Here is a 21,296-nt window from a genome sequence, read left to right as displayed (position 1 = left end):
ATAGTCCCCTACCTATTCACCCCCCCCCAGCTCATAATGCCGCCGATGGAGTATCACCGTTGACCACCAAGACCAAAGCCACCTTGCGGCACATCGCTGATGGTCTACAAGTGCGCCTTGCTCGGCTGCTACCGCGCCACATTCCCATTGCCTTCAAACTGGCGCTGGTCATGACCCTGCTATTGGTACTCGGGATGACGAGCCTGGGTATGTTTATCAGCAATAACCAGAATCAACTGATGCGAGCCCAGTTGCATGATTTCGGCAATACCATGGCGCTGCAGCTGGCGAAACTGGCCAGTGAACCGATCCTGTCGGAAAACAACCTGAACCTGCGGATGCTCACTACCAATCTCGGCCAGGATGAGAAGATCCTCGGCGCGGGGATTTACGCCCATGATGGCCAATTGCTGTCGGCAACCGGTCTCCAGCCCGATATTGCCTCGCCACTTGTGAGCTCTGGCAAGGTTGCGGCACTTCCCTGGTTCCGGCGTGCGGCAGACGGGTCTTCGGAGCGGTTGATAAGCTTTGTTGCCCCAGCCACCTATCAGGATGTGCGGGTCGGCTCAGTGGTGGTAACCCTGTCCGCCTCCCAGATGGACCGGGCGGCGCTTAATGCCCGCGATGCGATCATCTACGCCACCCTGGCCATGACAGTACTGGCCTCCCTGCTGGCCTACTGGCTGAGTCGGCGCCTGTCGCTGCCCATCCACCACCTGATGGAGGCCACCCAGGCCATTGGCCGCGGTGACCTGGCGATCCGCATCGACCAGCGGCGCAACGACGAGATCGGTTTTCTGTTCGAAGGATTCAACAATATGGCCGCCGGACTGCTGAAAAAGTCCCAGGTCGAGCAGGTCTTTTCCCGCTATGTGTCGAAAAGTGTGGCCGACAAGGTGCTGGCCAATCTGGACGAGGTCCGGCTGGTGGATCGACCGATCGAGGCGACAGTACTGTTCGCCGACATCACCGGTTTTACCGCCATGTCGGAAAAGCTGGAGCCGCAGCAGGTCTCGGAGCTGCTGAACGAGTACTTTTCCTATATTTCGCGCGCCTGCACCTTGTATGGCGGCGTCGTCGATAAATTTATCGGCGACTGCGCGATGCTGGTGTTCGGCGTACTCGAGGACGATACCGACCACGCGTTCAATGCCGTCAGCTGTGCGGTATTGATCCAGCAACTGGCAGCGCAGCTCAATGAACAGCGCCGGGCCGACGGCCGGCCCGAAGTCCATTTCCGCATCGGTATCAACTGCGGCGCGATGCTCGCCGGCAACCTCGGCTCCGACGAACGCATGGAGTACACGGTGGTGGGCGACGCGGTCAATCTCGCGTCCCGTCTGTGCTGCGAGGCGGAGCCGGACCAGATCATTATCCGCAAGCAGCTGTTTACGCTGTTGCAGCCGCGCATCGTCGCGCAGGCCGGGCAAACGCTGCCGATCCGCGGCAAATCCGCACCAGTGCAGATCTACTCGGTGCAGGATATCCACGGCGACGCGCGGCCGCAGCTCGCAACCAATCTGCGCATGGTTCTGAACAGCAAAACCGTGCAGCAAAATCTGCGAGCGGCCGATCATGCGTGATCGCCGGTTAACATTTCTGCGCGCTCTTCCGTGGCTGCTTTTGTTGCCGCTGCTGCCGGCCTGCAGCCTGGTGCAGGCTCCCCAGTCACTGGAAGGTTTTCCACCCGGAACGCTGCAGGAAATCCGCCAGCAGGTAACCGAGCTGGGGGAACTGCAGAAACTGGACGACGCAACCCCGGCCCAGCGACAACATATCCAGAGGGTGCGACGCAATCTGCAACAGTTCGAGCGCGACACCATTCGCACCGCAAACCGGTTGGAAAAGAAGGACGACTGGCGCGCGGCCAAACAGGTTTTGCAGAGCGCCGCACGCGTGCTGCCCCACAGCGCGGCAATAGAGAGTGCTCAGCAGCAGTTGGCGGCGCGGCGGCAATTACACGAAGCGCGCGTGCGTATGGAGCTTGAGATTCACCGCGGCGAGCAGCTGCTGAAAGATGCCGAGGCCTACCGGCGCCTGCAGCAGCTCAAAGAGCCCGGTGCCCTGACATGGCTGGAACTGAAGAATTACGATCGCCAACGGCGCGCGTCGGCCGGAGCACTGCAGGAGTCTGCACAAAAGGCACTGTTGAGAGAAAAACCGGAAGATATTGCACTGGCGCGGAAAGCCTTGACGATCGCTCGCGGATTGTACGGCGACGACCTGCAACAGGATGACGTACTGCGCCAAAGCCTCGAACAGGATCTGGCTGCCGCCAATCGTCACTTGCGCCGGGCCAGCCCGCGCCCCGCCAGAGCCCCACAGCAAAAACCGGACGAGAACCATGTCGCGGAACTGCAACGTGCGCTGGAGAGCGGCGACCTGCCCAGTGCCCGCCAACAACTGAACTGGCTGCAGCAACACTCGCCGCAGCACCCGCAACTGCTGCCGCTGCAATCGCGCTTCCGGATGCAGCTGAATACCCGCGTCGACACCGCCCTCACCCGCGGCAATCACCTGTACAGCCAGGGCGAGATCGAGCGGGCCCTGCAGGTGTGGCGCGAGGCCAATGCGCTGGACCCGGACAACGTCGAATTGCTGGGCAATATTGCCCGCGCGGAGAAAGTACTGGAAAACCTGCGGGCCCTGTCGGCGCCCGCAGGCACTTCACCCTGACGGCCTTCAGTCCTTGACACAATCCACGCAGTAGCGCGCTTTTCCGTCTTTCACTTCCTTCACCAGACCGTGGCAGTCGGTTTCAAAGCCGGGGAACTGCTCGTTGAAGGTGCGCGCAAAGCGCAGGTAATTGACGATGGTGCGGTTGAAGCGCTCCCCCGGGATCAGCAGTGGAATACCGGGCGGATACGGAGTCACCAGCATCGCCGTGATGCGGCCTTCCAGCTCCTCGATATCCACCCGCTCCACTTCGCGGTGCGCCATCTTCGCCCAGGCATCCCCGGGGCGCATCGCCGGCACCATGTTGCTCAGATACATTTCCGTGGTCAGCCGGGCCACGTCGTGCTGCGCGTACACATTGTGAATCGCGTTGCACAGATCGCGCAGGCCCCAGCCCTCGTAGTGTTTGTTCTTCGCCAGGAATTCCGGCATGCAGCGCCACAGCGGGCTGTTGCTGTCGTAGCAGTCCTTGAACTGCTGCAGTTCGGTCACCAGGGTATTCCAGCGGCCCTTAGTGATGCCGATGGTGAACATGATAAAGAAGGAGTAAAGGCCGCACTTCTCGACGATGATGCCGTGCTCGGACAGATACTTGGTGAGGATGGCCGCGGGGATGCCCCAGTCGTCGAAATTGCCGTCCAGATCCAGGCCCGGGGTAACAATAGTCGCCTTGATCGGGTCGAGCATGTTGAAGCCCTCGGCCAGATCGCCGAAGCCGTGCCAGTTGTCACCGGCGCGCAGCATCCAGTCCTCGCGTTCGCCCATGCCCTCTTCGGCAATATGGTCCGGGCCCCACACCTTGAACCACCAGTCGCTGCCCCACTCCTCATCCACTTTGCGCATGGCGCGGCGGAATTCCATCGCCTCGGTGATGGACTCCTCTACCAGCGCGGTGCCGCCGGGCGGCTCCATCATTGCCGCCGCCACATCGCAGGACGCGATGATCGCGTACTGGGGCGAGGTGGAGGTGTGCATCAGGTAGGCCTCGTTGAACAGGTCGCGGTCCAGTTTGCGGCTGTCGGAATCCTGCACCAGGATCTGCGACGCCTGGGAGATGCCCGCCAGCAGTTTGTGGGTGCTCTGGGTGGAGAACACCAGCGACTCCTTGCAGCGCACACGGCCTTCGCCGATGGCGTGGTAGTCGCCATAGAAATCGTGGAAGGCGGCGTGTGGCAGCCAGGCCTCGTCGAAATGCAGGGTATCGATCTTGCCGTCCAGTGCCTCCTTGATCTCCTCGACGTTGTACAGGACTCCGTCGTAGGTGCTCTGGGTAATGGTCAGCACCCGTGGCTTGGCGCCGTTGTCGGTAATGAACGGGTTCTGCGCAATCTTCTTCTGGATGCTCTCCCAGTCGAACTCGCTGCGCGGAATCGGGCCGATGATGCCGAAGTTGTTGCGCGTCGGCATCAGGAAGATCGGGATGGCGCCGGTCATGATGATGGAGTGCAGGATCGACTTGTGACAGTTGCGGTCCACCACCACGATGTCACCCGGTGCCACAGTGGAGTTCCACACAATCTTGTTGGATGTGGAGGTACCGTTGGTGACGAAGAACAGGTGATCTGCGTGGCTGATGCGCGCGGCGTTGCGCTCACTGGCAGCAATGGGGCCGGTGTGGTCCAGCAGCTGGCCAAGCTCATCCACCGCGTTACACACGTCGGCGCGCAGCATATTCTCGCCAAAGAACTGGTGGAACATGTGCCCCACCGGGCTCTTCAGGAATGCGACGCCGCCGGAGTGGCCGGGGCAGTGCCAGGAGTAGGAGCCGTCGGAGGCGTAGTGCACCAGCGCGCGGAAGAACGGCGGCGCCAGGTTTTCCAGATAGGCGCGGGCCTCGCGCACCACGTAGCGCGCGATGAACTCGGGAGTGTCCTCAAACATATGAATGAAGCCGTGCATCTCCCGCAGGATGTCGTTCGGCAGGTGGTGCGAGGTGCGCGTCTCGCCATAGAGGAAGATCGGGATATCCGAGTTGCGGAAGCGCAGCTCCGCCACAAACGCGCGCAGCCGTGCCAGGGTCTCGTCCTGGTTGGCTTCACTAAACTCGTCGTCGTCGATGGAGAGGATGTAGCAGGAGGCGCGGCTCTGCTGCTGCACGAAGGAGGTCAGATCCCCGTAACTGGTCACCCCCAGCACTTCCATCCCCTCGGCCTCGATCGCGGTCACCAGCGACCGGATACCGAACCCGGAGGAGTTTTCCGAACGGAAATCCTCGTCGATCACGATGATGGGGAACTGGAAGCGCATGCTCTCTCTCCGGATGGGTTGTAAGGAACTTGTTGGTGGTTTGTGGCCGCGTATTTTCCGCGGCAATGTATTCCCGCGAACAGATGCTGTCCAGCGGCATTCGGCGAACCCGCCCACATTGTAGCGGGGGTTGATCCCTCGCACCTTGGCGGGTTCCGCGGGGGCGGGCCACAAAAAAGCCCGGCGCTTGGCCGGGCTCCAGACTGCAGGGCAACGGACGTTAGGCCGTGGGCGCCTGGGTGCGGTTTTTGTAGGAACCGTCACGGGTATCGATTTCGATCCAGTCGTCGATTTCGCAAAAATCCGCCACCTTGACTTCGGTGCCGTTGCGCAGCTTGGCGGGTTTCATCACCTTGCCGGAAGTGTCGCCACGGGCGGAGTTTTCGGTGTAGGTGATCTGGCGAACGATGGTGGTCGGCAGATCGACGGAGATTACTTTGCCATCGAAGAATACAGCTTCGCAGATGTCGGTCATGCCCTCTTCGATAAACGGCAGGACGCTTTCCAGGTCTTCGGCGCGCAGCTCATATGAGTTGAACTCCGGGTCCATGAAGACGTAGTCCTCGCCATTGATGTAAGACAGGGTCACTTCCTTGCGATCGAGGATGACCGGTTCCATCTTGTCGTCGGCCTTGTACACGGTCTCGGTTTTGGAACCGTTGACCAGGTTCTTCAGTTTCATCTTGACGATGGCACTGTTGCGGCCGGACTTGGTGAACTCAGCTTTCTGAACCAGCCAGGGGTGGCCGTCGATCAAGGCCACGCTGTTGGCCTTCATTTCTTGTGCGGTTTTCATTTGGAGTATCCGGATAGGGATGGGGATACCTTTTTCAGGCGGCGCATAATAGCCAATTTCGGTGAAAACGCACTAGTGCCAACGCAAGATCCGGACGCTTGGCCTGCTCCCGGCACCAGCCCTCGGCACGGGAAGAAAGTGCCGCCATTTGTGGCTGCGCCGCAACCCAGGCGGTGTGCATGTTTCCCCGGCCGTTCCAGGCATGCCACAGCGACTTTTGCGCCGCACCGGCTTGTGGCGACAGCCCGCTACAGTACAGGTCGAGGAAAGCATCCAGTTTGGTCCAGTGAGCCCCCTCCTCCTGCGGGTAGATGTGCCAGAGCAGCGGCCGACCAGCCCACTGTGCCCGCACAAACGAGTCCTCGCCGCGCACCGCGTTGACGTCGCAACTCCACAGCAGCCGGTCGTAGTCCTGCTGACGGAGAAATGGCAGTAATTGCACCTGCAGGTTCCCTCGCCGCCAGCAATGTCCCGGCGACGATTGCGCCCCAAACCAGCGCTGCAACTCGCCTTCGATACGCCCCCGCGGCACCAGCAACAGTGTCGGCTGCCGATCCGCCGCCAGCGCCGTCAGCCAACCTGCCAGCGACGCATTCTCGTAGGCAAACAGAGATATCAGCCGGGTGTTGCCCGCCGGTCTGACCCCGAGGTGCGCAAGGAACTCACCGCGCGCTCCGGGCGCCGCCTGAAACGCGCGCCGCTGCGCCAGCAGATTGCGCTCGCGCAACAAACCGCCGGTGCCATCGACAAACCCCGGGAAAAAAAAGAACTTCGGCAAACCGCCGGCCTGCGGCGAAGGGAGTCCATGACAGCCAGTGACCCACGCCTCAGCGCTGAGGTACTCCAGGTTTAGCCACAAGGGCTTGTGTTGTCGCGCGGCCATGGCTTCCACATAGCGCATCGGCAGGTGACAGGCGAAAGCCTCGATAACCACGTCCGCCACCTCCACCGGCGGGAACACCACCGGCCAATGCCGCACTTCCACGCCCTCAATGCACTGCCCGGACAACGGCGCTTCAGCAGCAGGGCACAGGCGTAGGAAGGCGGCCGGTTCATCCACCCACAGGCGTACGACCAGTCCGTACTCGGCGGCCAGTTGCCTGGCCAGGCGCCAGGTCACGCCGATGTCACCGTAGTTGTCCACTACGCGACAAAAAATGTCCCAACGGTTGCTCATGGATAACTACCCGATGCCAAAGGCCAGCACCATAGGCTGCCGCCGCAGGGCAGTCCAGATTTTACCGTTCGCAACTTATTGTCGAGCCGAGTCACCCGGCCGAGTTCAGCATAAAAATTTACGGAAACATTGAGTGTCGCGAATTTCCACCAACATTTGAGAAAATCTAAGCATATATGCCCAGTTTGCCGCTGGTATCAAATAACAATTGGGCGTATCTTCAACTGCACACGAATGACAACGCTATCATTTTAAATGACAGCGCTGTTTCTCGCTGGCCCGGCATAGGGGGAGATCACCGCAGTACCCCGCCGGGCGGCCAGCGCAACGACTTGCACATTCGTGTGAACAATCTCGCTGTAGCAGTAGGGACAAAGGCAGCAGTGAGGTCGCGGCGGAGATTCGTGGGGTTTGCGCATTGATCCGCCATTGGCCTTTTCGGTTTCACTCCAGAAAATTCAAACCAATAAACGGTGATCACAATGAAAATAATGACTTGTTTACGGCTGGCGGCGGCAACGCTGCTCAGCCTGTTGGCCGCACAGGTGTATGCGTACGACTGTGGCGGCCTGCAGGTATACGTGGATGGCAGCACCTACAGCACGGGCGACACAGTACAGAACAACTCTGTGGCCTACAGCTGCAAGGTTGGTGGCTGGTGTACCGTCGGGGGGCCCTACGCGCCCGGTGAAGGCTGGGCATGGACTGAGGCTTGGTCCGATCTGGGTACCTGTACCGGCAGCTCGTCGTCCAGTTCGTCTTCATCTTCTTCCTCATCATCCAGCAGCTCCTCTTCCGGCGGAAGCTCCAGCGGATCGTCCACCAGCTGCGCTGGTCTACCGGTGTGGGATGCGGCAACAGTTTATGTCGGTGGCAACGCCGTGCAGCACTCGAGCGCAAAATACACCGCCAAGTGGTGGACCCAGGGAGACAATCCGAGCGAGAGCGGCGAATACGGCGTCTGGCGCAACGACGGAAACTGCTCGGGCGGCTCCTCCAGCTCTTCGAGTTCCAGCTCATCCGGTTCGTCCGGCGGCTCCTCGTCCAGCAGCTCATCCAGTGGCGCCTCCTCCAGTGGCGGGAGCCGACTGGGTGGCTACTTTGTTCAGTGGGGCGTTTACCAGCGCAACTACCATGTGAAAAACATTGTCACCAGTGGGTCTGCAGAGAAACTGACCCACATCTATTACGCCTTCGGCAATGTGCAGAACGGCCAGTGCACCATCGGCGATTCCTATGCCGATTACGACCGTTTCTACAGTGCGGCAGAGAGTGTGGATGGCCAGGCGGATACCTGGGATGCCGGCGCACTGCGCGGCAGTTTCAACCAGTTGCGCAAACTGAAGCAGATGTACCCGCACATCAAAGTGCTGTGGTCCTTTGGTGGCTGGACCTGGTCCGGCGGCTTCGGCCAGGCGTCGCAGAACCCGCAGGCATTCGCGGATTCCTGTTACAACCTGCTGCACGACCCGCGCTGGGACGGCGTGTTTGACGGTATCGACCTCGACTGGGAATACCCCAATGCCTGCGGTCTCAGCTGCGACAGCAGCGGCTATTCATCACTGACCAACGTCATGGCGGCCATGCGCGCGCGCTTCGGCGATGAACTGGTGACTGCGGCCATTACCGCCGACGGGACGGCCGGCGGTAAGATCGATGCGGCGGATTACGCCGGCGCCTCGCAGTACGTCGATTTCTATAACGTCATGACCTACGACTTCTTCGGCGCATTCGACGCGGATGGCCCTACCGCGCCGCATTCGGCCCTGTACGACTACCCGGGAATTCCGAATGCCGGTTTCTATTCCGACAGAGCCATTCAGGCACTGAAGAATAAGGGTGTACCGGCCAGTAAACTCAACCTGGGCATTGGCTTCTATGGCCGCGGCTGGACCGGCGTCAGTCAGTCTGCCCCGGGTGGCTCCGCAACCGGTGCCGCCGCCGGCACCTACGAGCCCGGCATCGAGGACTACAAGGTTTTGAAGAACACCTGCCCGTCAACCGGACTCGTCGCCGGCACCGCCTACGCGTTCTGCGGCAACAACTGGTGGAGCTACGACACCCCCTCTACCATCGCCGGCAAGATGCAGTACATCGCAGATCAGGACCTCGGCGGGTCTTTCTTCTGGGAACTGAGTGGTGATACCGGCAATGGCGAACTGATTGAAGCCATGCACAGCAATCAGTAAGTTGAACTGAAGTACTGCTCTGCGCGGCCTTGTGGTCCGCAGAGCAGATTGTTGCGGCAAATATCGTGAGAAAGCCATCACCCACAAATTGCCAAAAACTTGAACCAACAACTATACAGGGCTGTCGTTCATGCCGTCCTACCCCACAACCGCCTCAACGCCTCCACCACTCCGGCGGTTTGTCGACTGTCTTTTTCCGATCCATGAAGCCTATTGCCCTCAGCCCTGAGATTTTCGACGCCGAGTGCTTTCGTCAATGTATCCAACGACGGTCCTCTATCACTGCAGGGTAATTTCATCGCCTGTGCCCAGGGAATAGCAGCTTTCTGGCTACAAAACACACCTTGAATTTCGGGAGCCACTAAGTGGTATCTACCCACATGATCCAGCAAGATTGGCCAGTCATAACTGGCGTTGTGGATAACAACCAGCTGTCCTTTCAGATACTCGGCGATCTATACAGTTTTCAGACTGCCGGATTAAGAACAGGTGTCACTCGGCACGGACACGGCTCCAGAACAGTCCCGCGACTCAACGGAAGCCACAGGTCCGCGCTATCGAGGCATGCTCGTCTTCCTCACCCAAGCCCGCGCGGGGCGGCAAGCGTGACTCCCAGCCCTGCTCCAGCAAACCGCGAACCCATTGCGTATCGTTGAGATACCGCACCACACTGGACTCGTAGAAAACGACGCTGGCAGGCTCTATATCACTGCGGGCATCGGCTCGTCTGGGCAGGGCACGCAACCGGGCAGAACGATTAATATATTCATAATCAAAGGTACGCGCGGCAACGCGAACCATGTAAGGCGCGGCGCCATAGGAAAGTTTGCCGGAACCATCCGCAAACAGCGTCAGGCTACATCCTCCAGAAGTCTGCGATAAGACCAGTCGCCAGGTCATTTTCTCCTCACCAGCCTGTAGCGCCGACGACAACGTGAGAAAAATAAAAAGAAAGAGAGTTGCCAATCGTGGAACTTTCATCGGTTTCTCCTAGAAACGACGGACTCACGCTGAGTCGAACAATGCAACTGCAACCAATTCAGCCTGAACAAACCCTATCGGACAACCACTCGTCTAGAACCGGCTCCAGCTGCGGTGACACGGCGCTATCGCCAAACAGGTGGAGCTTGGCAAGAAATAGCAAACCGGGACTCTGTGTGTTGAATTGGCGACTCTTGAGCAGCGAGTGCGTCGCTGCGGGCAAAACTACCGTGCGGAAGCTGGGATGGGTTGCCGAAAGTGCCGCCAGCCTGTCCCGGGTGTCGACAATATCCACATTCAGGTCGTCCTCACCCAGTAACATTAACAGGGGCTTGTGCAATTGCCGGTAGTCATCCATCGCGTCGGCCTGAACGTTTTTCAGCGCAAAGCCGTAGCGATCCCGGGACATAGGCTTCTCACCCGCGTCCACTGAGGCCAGATAAGCTTCGTAGGTCGGCATGGTCGCCAAAAAAGCCATATCGTCAATATATTGTGTTCTGGCTTCATCGATTTCGGATTCACTGGCGCCCTCCCCTTGCAGGCGAGACAATGTCAGATACCAGCCCTGCTCTATCCAATTGATAGCAAAGCCCACACCGATAACAAAATCCACACTGGGGTTTTGGTTCGCCACCGCGGGCACAACCCAGCCGGCTTGACTGAAGCCCAACAGGCCGATTGACAGCTGATTCGGCGCGAAACGCCGCTCGATATATTCGATGGCCGCCGACACCTCCCGCTGGCGGTCTTCCATGCTCTGATGCAGCCAGTTGCCGGTGGAACCGCCTATTCCCGGTTTATCCCAGGAGAGCACGGCGTAACCCCGGGCCCGCAACAATTCCCAGATCAGCGGATAGTAGCCAAAGGCCTCCCTATCGAGCGGGCCGTCACCGTGCACGGTCACAATCACGCCGCAGGGTTGGGTGTTTGTGTCAGGAGGGAGAAAAATTCCTGCGAGCCGGTTCCCGCCGCTGTGAAACGTAATGTCCTCCGCACCCAGACCGCAACCACAAAGCAGCAAGAATAGTACTATGGCAGCAACGCGCGCCTTCATCCTTCACTCCCCAAAACCGCACCGCTGTCGACCGCAAGCGATCGCAAGCGCAATTCGAAACTACCGCTGACGGTGGACTGGCGCAGCATCGAATAATGCGGCCACCCGTTTTCTCCCGTGTCCAGGCAGAATTCCAGGCTATCCAGTTCATCGGAATCCATGCGGTAGCAGCTGCCCGCACGACCAAGATTCTCAACGGCGACCACATTCGCACGCCAGACCCGGTGCCCGGAAATATCGAGGATATTGACTTGTTCCGGCAACGATTCGCTGGCCAGTTGCCAGAACTCAGGCAAAAAATGCAGAGTCGAATCATAGCCGCTGTCCGGGAGGCGATTATTGCCCTCGGCGTTTTCACTATCGCCCAGCAAAATACTGGAGTAAGACACCACCTGCCCCACCAGTGGAACGGCATCCGCAACAGCTGCGAAGGCAAATCCAACAAACTGTGCATCTTCCTTTTCGGACAGGCTTTCCACCGGCGAACGGATGGCCCAGAGTTCACCACCGACCGATTCGATACGCGACCAATAGGCAGCCTTTCCCCGTTGCTGTTTTGTATCCGCCAACTGTAGTCGGCCCAAAGGGCCGTAGCGTTCGCTGCGTGAGATGCTCACTTCGACATCTTTATCAATAGCAGGCTCAGTGTATACAACCGTTTCCTGTACCTCAGTACTGCTGCCTAACTTATCGACCTGCCGGGACACAGTACCGACGATATCGCCATCGAGATAGAAGTCGTACTCATAGCGCCATCCTTCAGCCAACGTTTTCGCGGGCAATATCGCCAGCGGTGCAATCAAAAGTAAGACGATCAGAAAAGACGCCGTACCGCCAATTGAGCAGTTACTGTTCTTAATATTCCACATGCCACGCGTTCCTTGTTGATGTTTCACCGGTGTGCGACTCAGTACGGTCAATCTACAATTGAACAGGCATTTAAATCAAGTATATACTTGATTTAAATGTAGACCAGAGTGTGGCATGAACAATCAGACGGAATCTACCCAACCAAACAAGCTTTACCGCAGCGCAGTTATTGACCTTCAATCAATACGCACGCGCTATGACCAGTTTGGTCATGATGCCGACCCAGCGGTGCTTCTGGTGCACGGTCTCGGCGCTCAGCGTATCGCCTGGCACAACGGTTTCTGCGCGACATGGCGCGGGATTGCATCGACTCAGCACTGCACCAGAACCTTGTGGCCCACATTCACGCCTTCTTCGAACAAGAGTGAGCGAGTCAAAAAATAACAGCGTGGAGCAACTGTTCCAGCAATTCCAACAGCATGGCGAACGCGGTAACAAGGCACAGAGGCGTGAGCTAATAGCGCGCCCCCCCTGCTTATCCAAGGCTGCAGGCGCCGTTGCACTGGAGTACTCCACACCTACAGAGGACGATAGGCCTGCCGTGTGTGGCTCAACAGGCACTCGACGTAATTGTTTTTATCAAATCCCTGCTCCATATGGATGTGATCGGCCAGGCGCAGAAAGAAATCGTCAGGATCGACGCAGGCTTCAGGAGCCATAACACCACGCCGTTGAATCTGGCCGTCCAACAGCATCCCGACAATGATCGCCGTGGGTACGCAGGTCGAATGCGCCATGTCGTCCGCCTTGGGCTTGCCCCGCAGATGTACCCCTACCAGACTCGTCTTCCCATACCGCCCCGCCCCCCTGGCTACCGCGCCGAGTGACGGCAAGAAACTGCGAAGTACGTCCTTCGCGCCGTGCGCGAAATACTGGGCAATATCCCCCAACCCCTGCCCGTTATCGGATAGCATGCGTGTCAACTCGACACTGGCATCGTAGATCGACTGCTGATCGCCCTCCACCACCCTTGCCGCCGCCTTTTCCAGAGCGTAAATGACGTAGCCCGGCATATTCATCAGGTTATAGGATTGTTTGATACCGGGGTAAGTCCGCGGGAGAGTGATGGGTTCCGGGTGGCCCAGGATATGGCAGCGATCAGCGCCTCTGCGCGGAAATTCCAGCTTAACCGCTTGCAAAGGCTCAACCTCGCAGATACCACCACTCCTGTATACCTTGACCTGTCCTGATACCTGCTGGACCCAGTGTAGCGTGGCCGCCGCCGGCCCGGAGGCACTGCTTCCGAGCTCGGTCCCTTCATCGTCGCGCAGGGGGCCACCACTTCCCCAGAAGGTATAAATCTCCGTTGCCTGTGGCAGTAGCTGCATCGCTTTCGCCGCCAGCAGATTGGAAGTCCCCGGACTCGCCCCTGCGCCGATAATCGCGGTGATCCCCGCTGCCTTCGCCTGATCGTCCAGCGACAACATCTCCAGCGTTGGCTCCGGGTCGTCACAGATATCGATATAGTGAACACCGGCATCAATCGCCGCGGACAGTACACGGGGACCGAACAGATAGTAGGCCCAACCGTTGACACCACGATATCGCAAGCTCGCAATGCCGCAGCCAGTGACTGATCGCTGCGCACATCAACCTCAATAGCCCTGGCCTTTGGCCCCAGGGATTTCGCGAATAGCTTCGCTTTGACGAAGTCGATATCCGCTATCACCACCTCAGATACCTTCGGCTGGCCGATGATTTCACGCACCGCTACCTTGCCCATATCACCGCAACCGCCCAAAGCCAGAATTTTCATAGATTACCCTTCCTCACGCTGGAGTGAACTGCATGTTAGGGATGGGAAATATTATTTTCAAGTTTTTACTTGATAATAATTCAAAGCGGAGATTATCCTAGCGCACGGCATTCAGAGCGGCGTTCTCGTGGTGCTCACTAAAGAGGAATGATCAAGATGACGCAGTCACCCCTGCATTTCGACGTACTTATTGTCGGCGCCGGAATCTCCGGCATCGGCGCCGCCTGTCACCTGCGCCGCCGATGCCCAAACCTGACGTTCGCCATCTTGGAAATGCGCTCCGATCTGGGCGGCACATGGGACCTTTTTCGCTACCCCGGAATCCGCTCCGACTCCGACATGTACACACTCGGGTATTCGTTCAGACCCTGGTCCGAACCCAAGGCAATCGCCGAGGGCAAGGATATCAAGCGCTATATTCGCGATACCGCCAGGGAGGTGGGAGTGGAACAGCACATTCGATATCGGCACAAAGTGCTGGCTGCGAACTGGCACAGTGAGAAGTGCCTGTGGCAAGTGAATGTCGATACAGGCGAGAACATGTCCACGATATATGAAGCGCGCTTTCTCTTCTCATGTTCGGGCTATTACGACTATGAGAGTGGCTATAAACCGGACTTCACTAACGAGGCAAAATTTTCCGGCCCGGTCGTTCACACGCAGGACTGGGATCCCGCACTGGACTGGCGTGACAAACGCATCGTAGTAATTGGTTCGGGAGCCACCGCCATTACTCTGGTGCCAGCATTGGCCAAGGAAGCAAAGGAAGTGGTCATGTTGCAGCGATCACCGGGTTACGTGGCAAGCACCACCTCAAAGGATCCGTGGGTAGACCCGCTATCAAAGTTTCTGCCTGAATCGCTGGTGCATCGCATACTGCGGTGGAAGCATATCTCATTGTCGATCGTCCTCTACCAACTGGCCAAAGCCTTTCCCGAGCAGTCCGCGACAATATTAATCAATGGCGTGCGCGAGGCCCTCGCAGGGCACTGCGATGTCGACCGACATTTCAGGCCACATTACAACCCCTGGGACCAGCGGGTCTGCGTGGTGCCGGAGAGCGACTTTTTCCTGGCAATCAAGGAGAAAAAGGCCTCTGTTGTGACCGGCCACATCGAGCGCTTCACACCCGATGGCATTCTGCTGACATCCGGCGAAAACCTTGAAGCCGATATCATCGTCGTCGCCACCGGGCTCAAACTGAAGGCGCTGGGTGGCGTGACTCTGCAGGTGGACAGCCGGGACATCCCGGCATCGGACTGTACGAGTTACAAGGGCATGATGCTCTCCGGCATTCCCAACTTTTTCCTATTCATGGGCTACAGCAACGCCAGTTGGACCCTGAAAACCGATCTCACCGCGCGCTACGCCTGCCGATTGATCAAGCACCTGGACAAAAAGGGTTACCACTACGCAAAACCCAACCAGCCAGATTCAACCGTCGCCGAGCAGGATATTATGCCGCTGTCCGCAGGATATATTTTGCGGGGCAAGCACCTGCTGCCAAGGCAGGGCAACAAGCACCCGTGGAAGATCTATCAAAACTACCTCCTGGACTGGCTCAGCCTCGAACTATCCCCGGTGATCGACAACGAATTGAGCGTGGGGCAACGACCATCAAACAGCGACTGGAAAAATCTTGAGTAACTGAGGAAGCGACCGTGAGGAAAAGTCGATACAGATGGATTATTTTGCCATTCGCCGGATTACTGGCATCCTGCAGCTCCATGTTCGATGAACTGCTGTTCAAACTGGTTCCCCGCCCGCAGGAGCCCAGTGAAAGGTTATACAATATCGTCCAAGTGAAGTTCATCAACCCTTGGCACGGCACCGAACTCAGCGGAGAGTTGACCTACCCGGCGGAAGGAAAATGACGAGCGCGTTATCGACCAGGTAGATAGTTGGGTGAGGTCACTGCCGAATTAGGGCGACCATCATTTCCGCACAATGCTCGGCAATGGCCGGGTATTCGGATTCGTCCATATCCGCCGCGATGCTGATCGCACCCCAAATACTGACCAGCATAAAGGCGGATGGTATCGGCAGGCGGGATTCTTCCGTCTCGGGCCGATGTGCGAGGATATCCTCGGCATAGGCAGTGATTGAACGTTCGACGATGTCATTGTCCAGTGCCAGGAGATTTTTCCGCGTTTTTATCGCGCGTTCCAATTCCACCGCGGCCCGGGGTGGAAAGCCGTCGATACGCAATAAATCCAGTACATAGCGCGTATAGGCCGCCCTGAGCTTATGCGCTTTATGACGGTCTTCACGGTGCTTTTCCGCCACGGTGCTCAATTGCTCGAACCACCGAGTATACAGGGCGTGAAGTATCGAATCCTTATTGGGAAAATAGTGGTAGAGGGTCGAGATATTAATACCGCAGTCGAGTGCGATACGATTGGTATTCAGCGCCTCAACCCCTTCCCTTGTGATGACGTCCAGGGAAATTTCCAGAATCCTGTTGAAGGTATTCAGCGCTCGCCCCTTCTCCGGCTGGTAATAATCGATTGTCTCTGCTTGTCGCGAGGTTTTGCCCACCGTAAATCTCCCTAGGATGCGCTGCAATGCATACCGTGGTTTTCACCGGCGCGATTGTAGCACAAGTCCCCAAAACCACTTATCAAGCTTTTACTCGCTCTTGTGCCCGAGCGGCGCTACGGTACCGGGCAGCGCTCAACAATAGGGTTGGGAGTATACGGACAGTCGGTTGTCGCGAAGGCAACCTTTCCCGCCGCCCCGACAGCCAGTGAAGCACTGCTCAGCAGATCTTATGGCCCGCGGAGCAGATCGCCGCCCATGGGAAATCAGGCACACAAATAATGCCTCAGGGCGAAGTCACAGGCTGGGCAGACAGCGCTGCGCGCTGGAAAGCCGCTGCGCCAAGTGCGATCAATTCATCGCGAACACGCGCTGCAGGCAGGTTCGTGTCATCACCGTATTTGACAATGAGCAACATTGGCTCATCGTAAATAAACAGGTTGATCTGCGAATCGCTATCTACAGTCAGGTGAGCCTCTTCTCCAATTCCCGGGATGGCCTCAGCGTTTTTCAAGGCCTCGGCAAACACACCCTCAAAAAGTGGGCGAGGATATTCATAGTACACGGGTAGCGAGATGGACATGACACCACCGGGCGATTCCCGCCAGATACAACTTGTGGCGTCAGACAGCTGCCACCCTGCTTGACCGACGTCAACGCGATCTGTGATGCGCGCGGGCTCACCGCCGAAAACCGTCGAAACCTCGGCCAGACTCACAAGATCACAGGCGTTGTCACCAAGGTGCGGCTCTGGAACCTCTTCATCCACGAACTCTTCGTCATCGGAAAAATCCTGTTCGACCGTTTCTTCATCGACAATATCTTCTGAATTTCGGTCACCGTGACCACATCCACTTACCACGCAGCCCAGCATCAAACCGAATACCAGCCACAAGGTCGCCTTCTGCAAGCTTTTCATGAAAAATCCCTTCTTATGCGTTTGTGCGAAAGCGAAAAAATACCAAAAATGGCGGATTACCCCTAATGAATTTTCAGTATTGTATGCCGTTCTCCCATGTTCCCACCGAGGATACCCATTTCCAGAGCGGGGAAAATCGCGACCGCGAGCCCTACGTAGGCACTGATTCCGGGCCGCTGCAGGTGTTTTGAGAGAGTAAAGTGAGAGGGGAACTGCAAACTCCAATTACTCTCTAGTTCAGTTCTACTAGAGTGAAATTCGCAGCCCCAAATTCCAAAGTCAGCGGATATCAAAAACCTGACCGTGGAGAAGTGTTATCTCCCGATCTGAAGAAGTTATTGGAACCATTTTGCCATTCGATACCGCCATTGGGATTTTGCTCCTCCCGTTTCAGGCATTTCCACTCAATAGGCTGATTGGATGGTAAATTGATCAGCCCATTCCAGGTAGGATAGCCATCTGGATTGAGCTTTTGTGCCCTGGCGGGGTCCCAACTGCCAAGCTCGTCTACGTTTCCGACCACGTATACGCTCTGCCCCCAGTAGGAGTAACCGTTGTAGCAGGTAAAGTGAGTATCGATGCGACTCCCGCCGGAACTACCACCGGAACCACTACTGGAACTACTACCGGAAGAACTGCTACTGGAACCACCACCCGATGAGCTACTGCTTGAGGTGTTGCAATCGTCGATGCAGGGTTCGCCAACGCGCGCTCCCACATGAATGGCGGAAGCATTGCGGTAATAGACACTGAAGTTGGCATTACCGTTACTATCCACAGTAACGGTTGACCCACTACATTCACCGGTGATCCTGTTGAAATCACCCTGAATAATGTCGCAGTACTGCCCCTCAGGCATTCCCGTCTGGAAACTACGGCGGAGGTCGTAACCCTCCATGTTGAGCACGACAAAGCCCAGTCCGCCACGCCCCCACGCCATCTGATTGCTGCCGTTATCCCAATAGTCAGTGACGCCCCAGTGCGCGGCAGTATGGTTGCGGAATCCCACCATGTTTGCAATTTCACGGTTGCGGTGTTCGCATAACCAGCCATTGCTGCAACTGCTTGCGCCGGATGAGGGCGGCCCCTGATCATGATCGTGCCAATCATAGCTTGACATTACTTTGGGATAGCCATAAGGCCAACCCAGCATAAATACGTGTGCCAGATTATTTGCGTAGTTACCATCTTTGTGGGTAATAATGTCTGCGGTTTTTTGGCGCTGGTTGTCGTGATTGGCAACAAAGACGACAGCGTCCTCGCTCGGCAGCCAACCTGACCATGTACCGATGTTACTAATTTCCCGCAACGGTCCACGAAGTTTAAAATAGTGCCCCATTGTATTGGTAAAATTAAATTCAGTGACATCACCGATCCAGCTGTAATCACCGGGCTGAACGGGTTCTCCACCAGCGCCGATTACCTCTTGGAAAATATACGGGTTTCCTGTCAGCCGGCTTTTTATTCCATTAATATCTTCCGCAGGAATATGTTTTGCTGCGTCAATCCGGAAGCCGGCGACACCGAGACTGGTGAGGTCATTCAAGTAGTCGGCGATCTTTTGCTGTACGTAGGCGGATCCGGTTTTCAGGTCATTCAACCCAACCAAGTCGCAGTGTTGAATAGACCAGGCATTACCGTAATCAATATCTGAAGTACAGCTGTTGAAATGCTCATAACTATAAGGAACTTCAGGGAAATTTCTATCCCACGCTGCCATATGGTTAATAATTGCATCCACATAGATATCGACGCCTACGGCCTTGCAGCGACTTACCATGTCAGAAAACTGCGAACGGTTTCCAGATCTGCCTTCAATCTGGTAACTCACTGGTTGGTAACGAGTCCACCACTGGGTTCCACTGATAGACTTCTGAGGAGGCGAAACCTGGACCGCGCTAAATCCTTTGGGACCGAGCACATTTTCGCATTCTGATGCAATATCTTCCCACTGCCATTCGAACAAATGAACGAACGCTGTCCTTGGTGTATCGGCACTGACTGCGGCACAAGAAGACGCAAGTAACAGTGATCCCACCATCGCTTTTATGGGTTTCATTCTAATCACCTTGTTATTCGGATTTTTAAGTGAAAGGCCCAGTTATTATCAGTTAACTTTTGAGCCCGAGCCTGAACAACAAACATCTCAGGAAATATCCCGTTTGGGACAGTTGGGCAAGCTACATAGAGGGAAGCAGAAGGGAATCCCCCCTGCTCCGAGGGGGGGAGAGGTGAAAGAGTGAGGCGTAGTTTACTTAGATGCCAAACCTCAAATCCCTAAATGAAAAATCCGTGATGGTACGAACGGCAGAGGAAAATCTACGCCACCTGGGCGCTAAGTCATTGGACCTACCTGCGTGGCTACAGCCAACGCGGGTTAGCCTTGCTCAACGATCTGGCAAGGAAAGGGACTCTGGACGGTAGCGGCGATAACAACCGACACTATTCTCACGGGTGGCAGTCTCGGCTGCCATCGTGGAGAGCATGATTCCCGCCGACCCTCAAACCACGCCAGGTGCGGTAAGACTGCAATATTGCCCTTTAAAATACAGCAGTGGCTGCACTGCAGCAGCTTTTTTCAGGTCTAAGGCTTTCACTTCACCGATCACGATCATATGATCGCCTGCCGCGTGTTCGGCGTGAATTTCGCAGTCAAGCCAGTGCAGGCTGCCGCCAATAATCGGATTGCCCAGCGGCGACTTCCGCCATTCAACGCCCCGCCACTTGTCCGCGCCCTGCCGTGCGAACTGGTTGGAAATCCCGACCTGCTCTCCTGACAGGATATTGACCGCGAACCGCCCTGCCCGGCGAATTTTCGGATAGCTGTACGAACTGGACATAACGCTGAATGATACCAGAGGCGGGCTCATCGACACGCTATAGAACGACTGGCAAGTGAAGCCAATCGGCTCATCACCAATATGTGATGTAATCACCGTGATACCGGATGCATAGTGCCCGAGCGCTTCACGAAAGCGCACTGGCTCGATGGACGTCTCAATAGCAGTATTAGGAAGTGACATGGTAGGTCCTGAATATTAGATGCAGTTTCAAATTCTAGAGCGAGAGTTCTTCCCGGACGATTTCTGCACCTGCACTTAGAGCATTCAGCTTGCCTCTTGCGACCTGACGAGATAAAGGCGCCATACCGCAGTTGGTACAAGGATAGAGCTTATCAGCATCTACAAACTGAAGTGCTTTTCGTAGCGTATTGGCCACCTCCTCAGGAGTTTCAATGGTATTGGTTGCCACATCAATGGCCCCCACCATTACCTTTTTACCTCGAATGAGTTCAAGCAGATCCATCGGAACACGAGAGTTGTGACATTCCAGCGAGATCAGATCGATATTGGATTTCTGCAGCTTTGGAAACGCCTCTTCATATTGCCGCCACTCTGAACCCAGAGTTTTTTTCCAATCTGTATTGGCTTTGATGCCATAGCCATAGCAAATATGGACAGCAGTTTCACACTTCAGCCCTTCAATGGCTTTCTCCAAGGTGGCGACACCCCAGTCATTTACCTCATCAAAGAACACATTAAACGCAGGCTCATCAAACTGGATAATATCAACACCTGCGGCCTCCAGCTCTCTGGCCTCCTGGTTGAGAATCTTGGCAAACTCCCAGGCGAGCTTCTCACGGCTCTTATAGTGACCATCATAGAGCGTATCGATCATTGTCATGGGACCTGGCAGGGCCCACTTGATAGGTTGCGTGGTTTGCTGACGCAAAAACCTGGCATCGTCAACAAAAACCGGCTTTTGGCGAGACACGGCACCAACGACCGTGGGCACACTCGCATCGTAGCGGTCACGAATTCTGACTGTCTCACGCTTCTCGAAATCAACGCCGTTGAGGTGTTCAATAAACGTAGTAACAAAATGTTGGCGTGTTTGCTCGCCGTCACTGACGATATCGATACCGGCCTGCTGTTGCTCTTGCAACGCCAAACGCAAAGCATCCTGCTTGCCCTCAACCAACTGATCATCCTGCAACTTCCAGGGCGACCAGAGCTTCTCGGGCTCTGCAAGCCAGGACGGTTTAGGCAAGCTGCCAGCGCTTGAAGTCGGAAACAATTTCTTCATAACAAAT

The 21,296-nt window shown here is 56.6% G+C and carries 19 protein-coding genes and 1 pseudogene; 7 read left to right on the top strand and 13 right to left on the bottom strand.

Annotated elements, in window-relative coordinates:
- Nucleotides 1-59: 59 nt before the first annotated feature.
- Together GNX18_RS02135 and GNX18_RS02130 are read left to right on the top strand one after the other, a co-directional pair.
- Nucleotides 60-1,583, top strand: a complete 1,524-nt coding sequence (locus tag GNX18_RS02135) for an adenylate/guanylate cyclase domain-containing protein (RefSeq protein ID WP_166215158.1) — start codon at nt 60-62, stop codon at nt 1,581-1,583.
- Nucleotides 1,576-2,676: a tetratricopeptide repeat protein gene (locus tag GNX18_RS02130; RefSeq protein WP_166215156.1), complete on the top strand. Its 1,101-nt coding sequence runs from the start codon at nt 1,576-1,578 to the stop codon at nt 2,674-2,676. Before GNX18_RS02135 ends, GNX18_RS02130 begins: the two co-directional genes overlap by 8 nt.
- 6 nt (nt 2,677-2,682) lie before the next feature.
- Here GNX18_RS02130 and GNX18_RS02125 read toward each other — a convergent pair whose 3' ends face one another.
- From GNX18_RS02125 to earP, 3 genes are all read right to left on the bottom strand, one after another.
- Nucleotides 2,683-4,923 (bottom strand): arginine/lysine/ornithine decarboxylase, encoded by a 2,241-nt coding sequence (locus tag GNX18_RS02125; protein WP_166215154.1) that lies wholly within the window; start codon nt 4,921-4,923, stop codon nt 2,683-2,685.
- 220 nt (nt 4,924-5,143) lie between these two features.
- Nucleotides 5,144-5,719 carry an elongation factor P gene (locus tag GNX18_RS02120; RefSeq protein ID WP_138236495.1) on the bottom strand — a complete coding sequence of 192 codons (576 nt, stop codon included), beginning with the start codon at nt 5,717-5,719 and terminating at the stop codon, nt 5,144-5,146.
- A 34-nt stretch (nt 5,720-5,753) separates the two neighbouring features.
- On the bottom strand, nt 5,754-6,896 hold the full coding sequence (earP, locus tag GNX18_RS02115) for an elongation factor P maturation arginine rhamnosyltransferase EarP (protein WP_166215152.1): 1,143 nt from the start codon (nt 6,894-6,896) through the stop codon (nt 5,754-5,756).
- Nucleotides 6,897-7,387: 491 nt separating this feature from the next.
- On the opposite strand from earP, the gene GNX18_RS02110 reads away from it, so the two are divergent.
- On the top strand, nt 7,388-9,085 hold the full coding sequence (locus tag GNX18_RS02110; protein WP_166220291.1) for a glycosyl hydrolase family 18 protein: 1,698 nt from the start codon (nt 7,388-7,390) through the stop codon (nt 9,083-9,085).
- Nucleotides 9,086-9,616: 531 nt separating this feature from the next.
- Here the strand turns inward: GNX18_RS02110 and GNX18_RS02100 are convergent.
- Genes GNX18_RS02100 through GNX18_RS02090 form a run of 3 tightly spaced genes read right to left on the bottom strand, consistent with a single transcriptional unit; the run spans nt 9,617 to nt 11,989 of the window.
- Nucleotides 9,617-10,066 (bottom strand): hypothetical protein, encoded by a 450-nt coding sequence (locus GNX18_RS02100; protein ID WP_166215150.1) that lies wholly within the window; start codon nt 10,064-10,066, stop codon nt 9,617-9,619.
- Nucleotides 10,067-10,124: 58 nt separating this feature from the next.
- Nucleotides 10,125-11,120: a S9 family peptidase gene (locus tag GNX18_RS02095; RefSeq protein ID WP_166215148.1), complete on the bottom strand. Its 996-nt coding sequence runs from the start codon at nt 11,118-11,120 to the stop codon at nt 10,125-10,127.
- Nucleotides 11,117-11,989: a hypothetical protein gene (locus GNX18_RS02090; RefSeq protein ID WP_166215146.1), complete on the bottom strand. Its 873-nt coding sequence runs from the start codon at nt 11,987-11,989 to the stop codon at nt 11,117-11,119. Before GNX18_RS02090 ends, GNX18_RS02095 begins: the two co-directional genes overlap by 4 nt.
- A gap of 115 nt (nt 11,990-12,104) precedes the next feature.
- Here GNX18_RS02090 and GNX18_RS02085 point away from each other — a divergent pair, with 115 nt between their 5' ends.
- The gene (locus tag GNX18_RS02085) at nt 12,105-12,374 is read left to right on the top strand and encodes an alpha/beta fold hydrolase (protein ID WP_166215144.1); all 270 of its coding nucleotides are present in this window, start codon (nt 12,105-12,107) and stop codon (nt 12,372-12,374) included.
- 134 nt (nt 12,375-12,508) lie between these two features.
- On the opposite strand, the gene GNX18_RS19540 is transcribed toward GNX18_RS02085, so the two are convergent.
- Nucleotides 12,509-13,540 carry a saccharopine dehydrogenase family protein gene (locus GNX18_RS19540; protein WP_240914166.1) on the bottom strand — a complete coding sequence of 344 codons (1,032 nt, stop codon included), beginning with the start codon at nt 13,538-13,540 and terminating at the stop codon, nt 12,509-12,511.
- A 17-nt stretch (nt 13,541-13,557) separates the two neighbouring features.
- A pseudogene (locus tag GNX18_RS19800) lies at nt 13,558-13,713 on the bottom strand (hypothetical protein); the annotation flags it as partial.
- A 189-nt stretch (nt 13,714-13,902) separates the two neighbouring features.
- On the opposite strand from GNX18_RS19800, the gene GNX18_RS02070 reads away from it, so the two are divergent.
- A complete protein-coding gene (locus GNX18_RS02070) occupies nt 13,903-15,393 on the top strand; it encodes an NAD(P)/FAD-dependent oxidoreductase (protein WP_166215138.1) in 1,491 nt (496 codons plus the stop codon).
- Between the two features lie 80 nt (nt 15,394-15,473).
- Complete coding sequence (locus GNX18_RS02065) at nt 15,474-15,620, top strand: hypothetical protein (RefSeq protein WP_166215136.1); 147 nt, start codon at nt 15,474-15,476, stop codon at nt 15,618-15,620.
- A 37-nt stretch (nt 15,621-15,657) separates the two neighbouring features.
- Here the strand turns inward: GNX18_RS02065 and GNX18_RS02060 are convergent, their stop codons facing one another.
- Together GNX18_RS02060 and GNX18_RS02055 are read right to left on the bottom strand one after the other, a co-directional pair.
- Nucleotides 15,658-16,284: a TetR/AcrR family transcriptional regulator gene (locus GNX18_RS02060; protein ID WP_166215134.1), complete on the bottom strand. Its 627-nt coding sequence runs from the start codon at nt 16,282-16,284 to the stop codon at nt 15,658-15,660.
- 286 nt (nt 16,285-16,570) lie between these two features.
- Complete coding sequence (locus tag GNX18_RS02055; RefSeq protein WP_166215132.1) at nt 16,571-17,203, bottom strand: hypothetical protein; 633 nt, start codon at nt 17,201-17,203, stop codon at nt 16,571-16,573.
- A gap of 65 nt (nt 17,204-17,268) precedes the next feature.
- Between GNX18_RS02055 and GNX18_RS19740 the strand changes: the two genes are divergently transcribed.
- Nucleotides 17,269-17,394: a hypothetical protein gene (locus GNX18_RS19740; protein WP_256367356.1), complete on the top strand. Its 126-nt coding sequence runs from the start codon at nt 17,269-17,271 to the stop codon at nt 17,392-17,394.
- 98 nt (nt 17,395-17,492) lie between these two features.
- Here the strand turns inward: GNX18_RS19740 and GNX18_RS02050 are convergent, their stop codons facing one another.
- From GNX18_RS02050 to GNX18_RS02040, 3 genes are all read right to left on the bottom strand, one after another.
- Complete coding sequence (locus GNX18_RS02050; RefSeq protein ID WP_166215130.1) at nt 17,493-19,262, bottom strand: carbohydrate-binding module family 20 domain-containing protein; 1,770 nt, start codon at nt 19,260-19,262, stop codon at nt 17,493-17,495.
- A 442-nt stretch (nt 19,263-19,704) separates the two neighbouring features.
- On the bottom strand, nt 19,705-20,226 hold the full coding sequence (locus tag GNX18_RS02045; protein ID WP_166215128.1) for a flavin reductase family protein: 522 nt from the start codon (nt 20,224-20,226) through the stop codon (nt 19,705-19,707).
- A 34-nt stretch (nt 20,227-20,260) separates the two neighbouring features.
- Nucleotides 20,261-21,289, bottom strand: a complete 1,029-nt coding sequence (locus GNX18_RS02040; protein WP_138236483.1) for a methionine synthase — start codon at nt 21,287-21,289, stop codon at nt 20,261-20,263.
- Nucleotides 21,290-21,296: the final 7 nt, after the last annotated feature.

Origin of the sequence: Microbulbifer sp. SH-1, from assembly GCF_011326135.1 — a bacterium.
Taxonomy (GTDB): Bacteria; Pseudomonadota; Gammaproteobacteria; order Pseudomonadales; family Cellvibrionaceae; genus Microbulbifer; species Microbulbifer harenosus.
Note: the sequence above shows the minus strand (reverse complement) of the source record. Positions and strands in the feature narration are given on the sequence as shown.

Coding starts and splice junctions, on each gene's coding strand:
- GNX18_RS02090 (WP_166215146.1), bottom strand. CDS start 11,989: ATGTGGAATATTAAGAACAGTAACTGCTCAATTGGCGGTACGGCGTCT.
- GNX18_RS02100 (WP_166215150.1), bottom strand. CDS start 10,066: ATGAAAGTTCCACGATTGGCAACTCTCTTTCTTTTTATTTTTCTCACG.
- GNX18_RS02125 (WP_166215154.1), bottom strand. CDS start 4,923: ATGCGCTTCCAGTTCCCCATCATCGTGATCGACGAGGATTTCCGTTCG.
- GNX18_RS02065 (WP_166215136.1), top strand. CDS start 15,474: ATGTTCGATGAACTGCTGTTCAAACTGGTTCCCCGCCCGCAGGAGCCC.
- GNX18_RS02050 (WP_166215130.1), bottom strand. CDS start 19,262: ATGAAACCCATAAAAGCGATGGTGGGATCACTGTTACTTGCGTCTTCT.
- GNX18_RS02070 (WP_166215138.1), top strand. CDS start 13,903: ATGACGCAGTCACCCCTGCATTTCGACGTACTTATTGTCGGCGCCGGA.
- GNX18_RS02055 (WP_166215132.1), bottom strand. CDS start 17,203: ATGAAAAGCTTGCAGAAGGCGACCTTGTGGCTGGTATTCGGTTTGATG.
- GNX18_RS02120 (WP_138236495.1), bottom strand. CDS start 5,719: ATGAAAACCGCACAAGAAATGAAGGCCAACAGCGTGGCCTTGATCGAC.
- GNX18_RS19740 (WP_256367356.1), top strand. CDS start 17,269: ATGAATTTTCAGTATTGTATGCCGTTCTCCCATGTTCCCACCGAGGAT.
- GNX18_RS02110 (WP_166220291.1), top strand. CDS start 7,388: ATGACTTGTTTACGGCTGGCGGCGGCAACGCTGCTCAGCCTGTTGGCC.
- earP (WP_166215152.1), bottom strand. CDS start 6,896: ATGAGCAACCGTTGGGACATTTTTTGTCGCGTAGTGGACAACTACGGT.
- GNX18_RS02040 (WP_138236483.1), bottom strand. CDS start 21,289: ATGAAGAAATTGTTTCCGACTTCAAGCGCTGGCAGCTTGCCTAAACCG.
- GNX18_RS02045 (WP_166215128.1), bottom strand. CDS start 20,226: ATGTCACTTCCTAATACTGCTATTGAGACGTCCATCGAGCCAGTGCGC.
- GNX18_RS02130 (WP_166215156.1), top strand. CDS start 1,576: ATGCGTGATCGCCGGTTAACATTTCTGCGCGCTCTTCCGTGGCTGCTT.
- GNX18_RS02085 (WP_166215144.1), top strand. CDS start 12,105: ATGAACAATCAGACGGAATCTACCCAACCAAACAAGCTTTACCGCAGC.
- GNX18_RS02095 (WP_166215148.1), bottom strand. CDS start 11,120: ATGAAGGCGCGCGTTGCTGCCATAGTACTATTCTTGCTGCTTTGTGGT.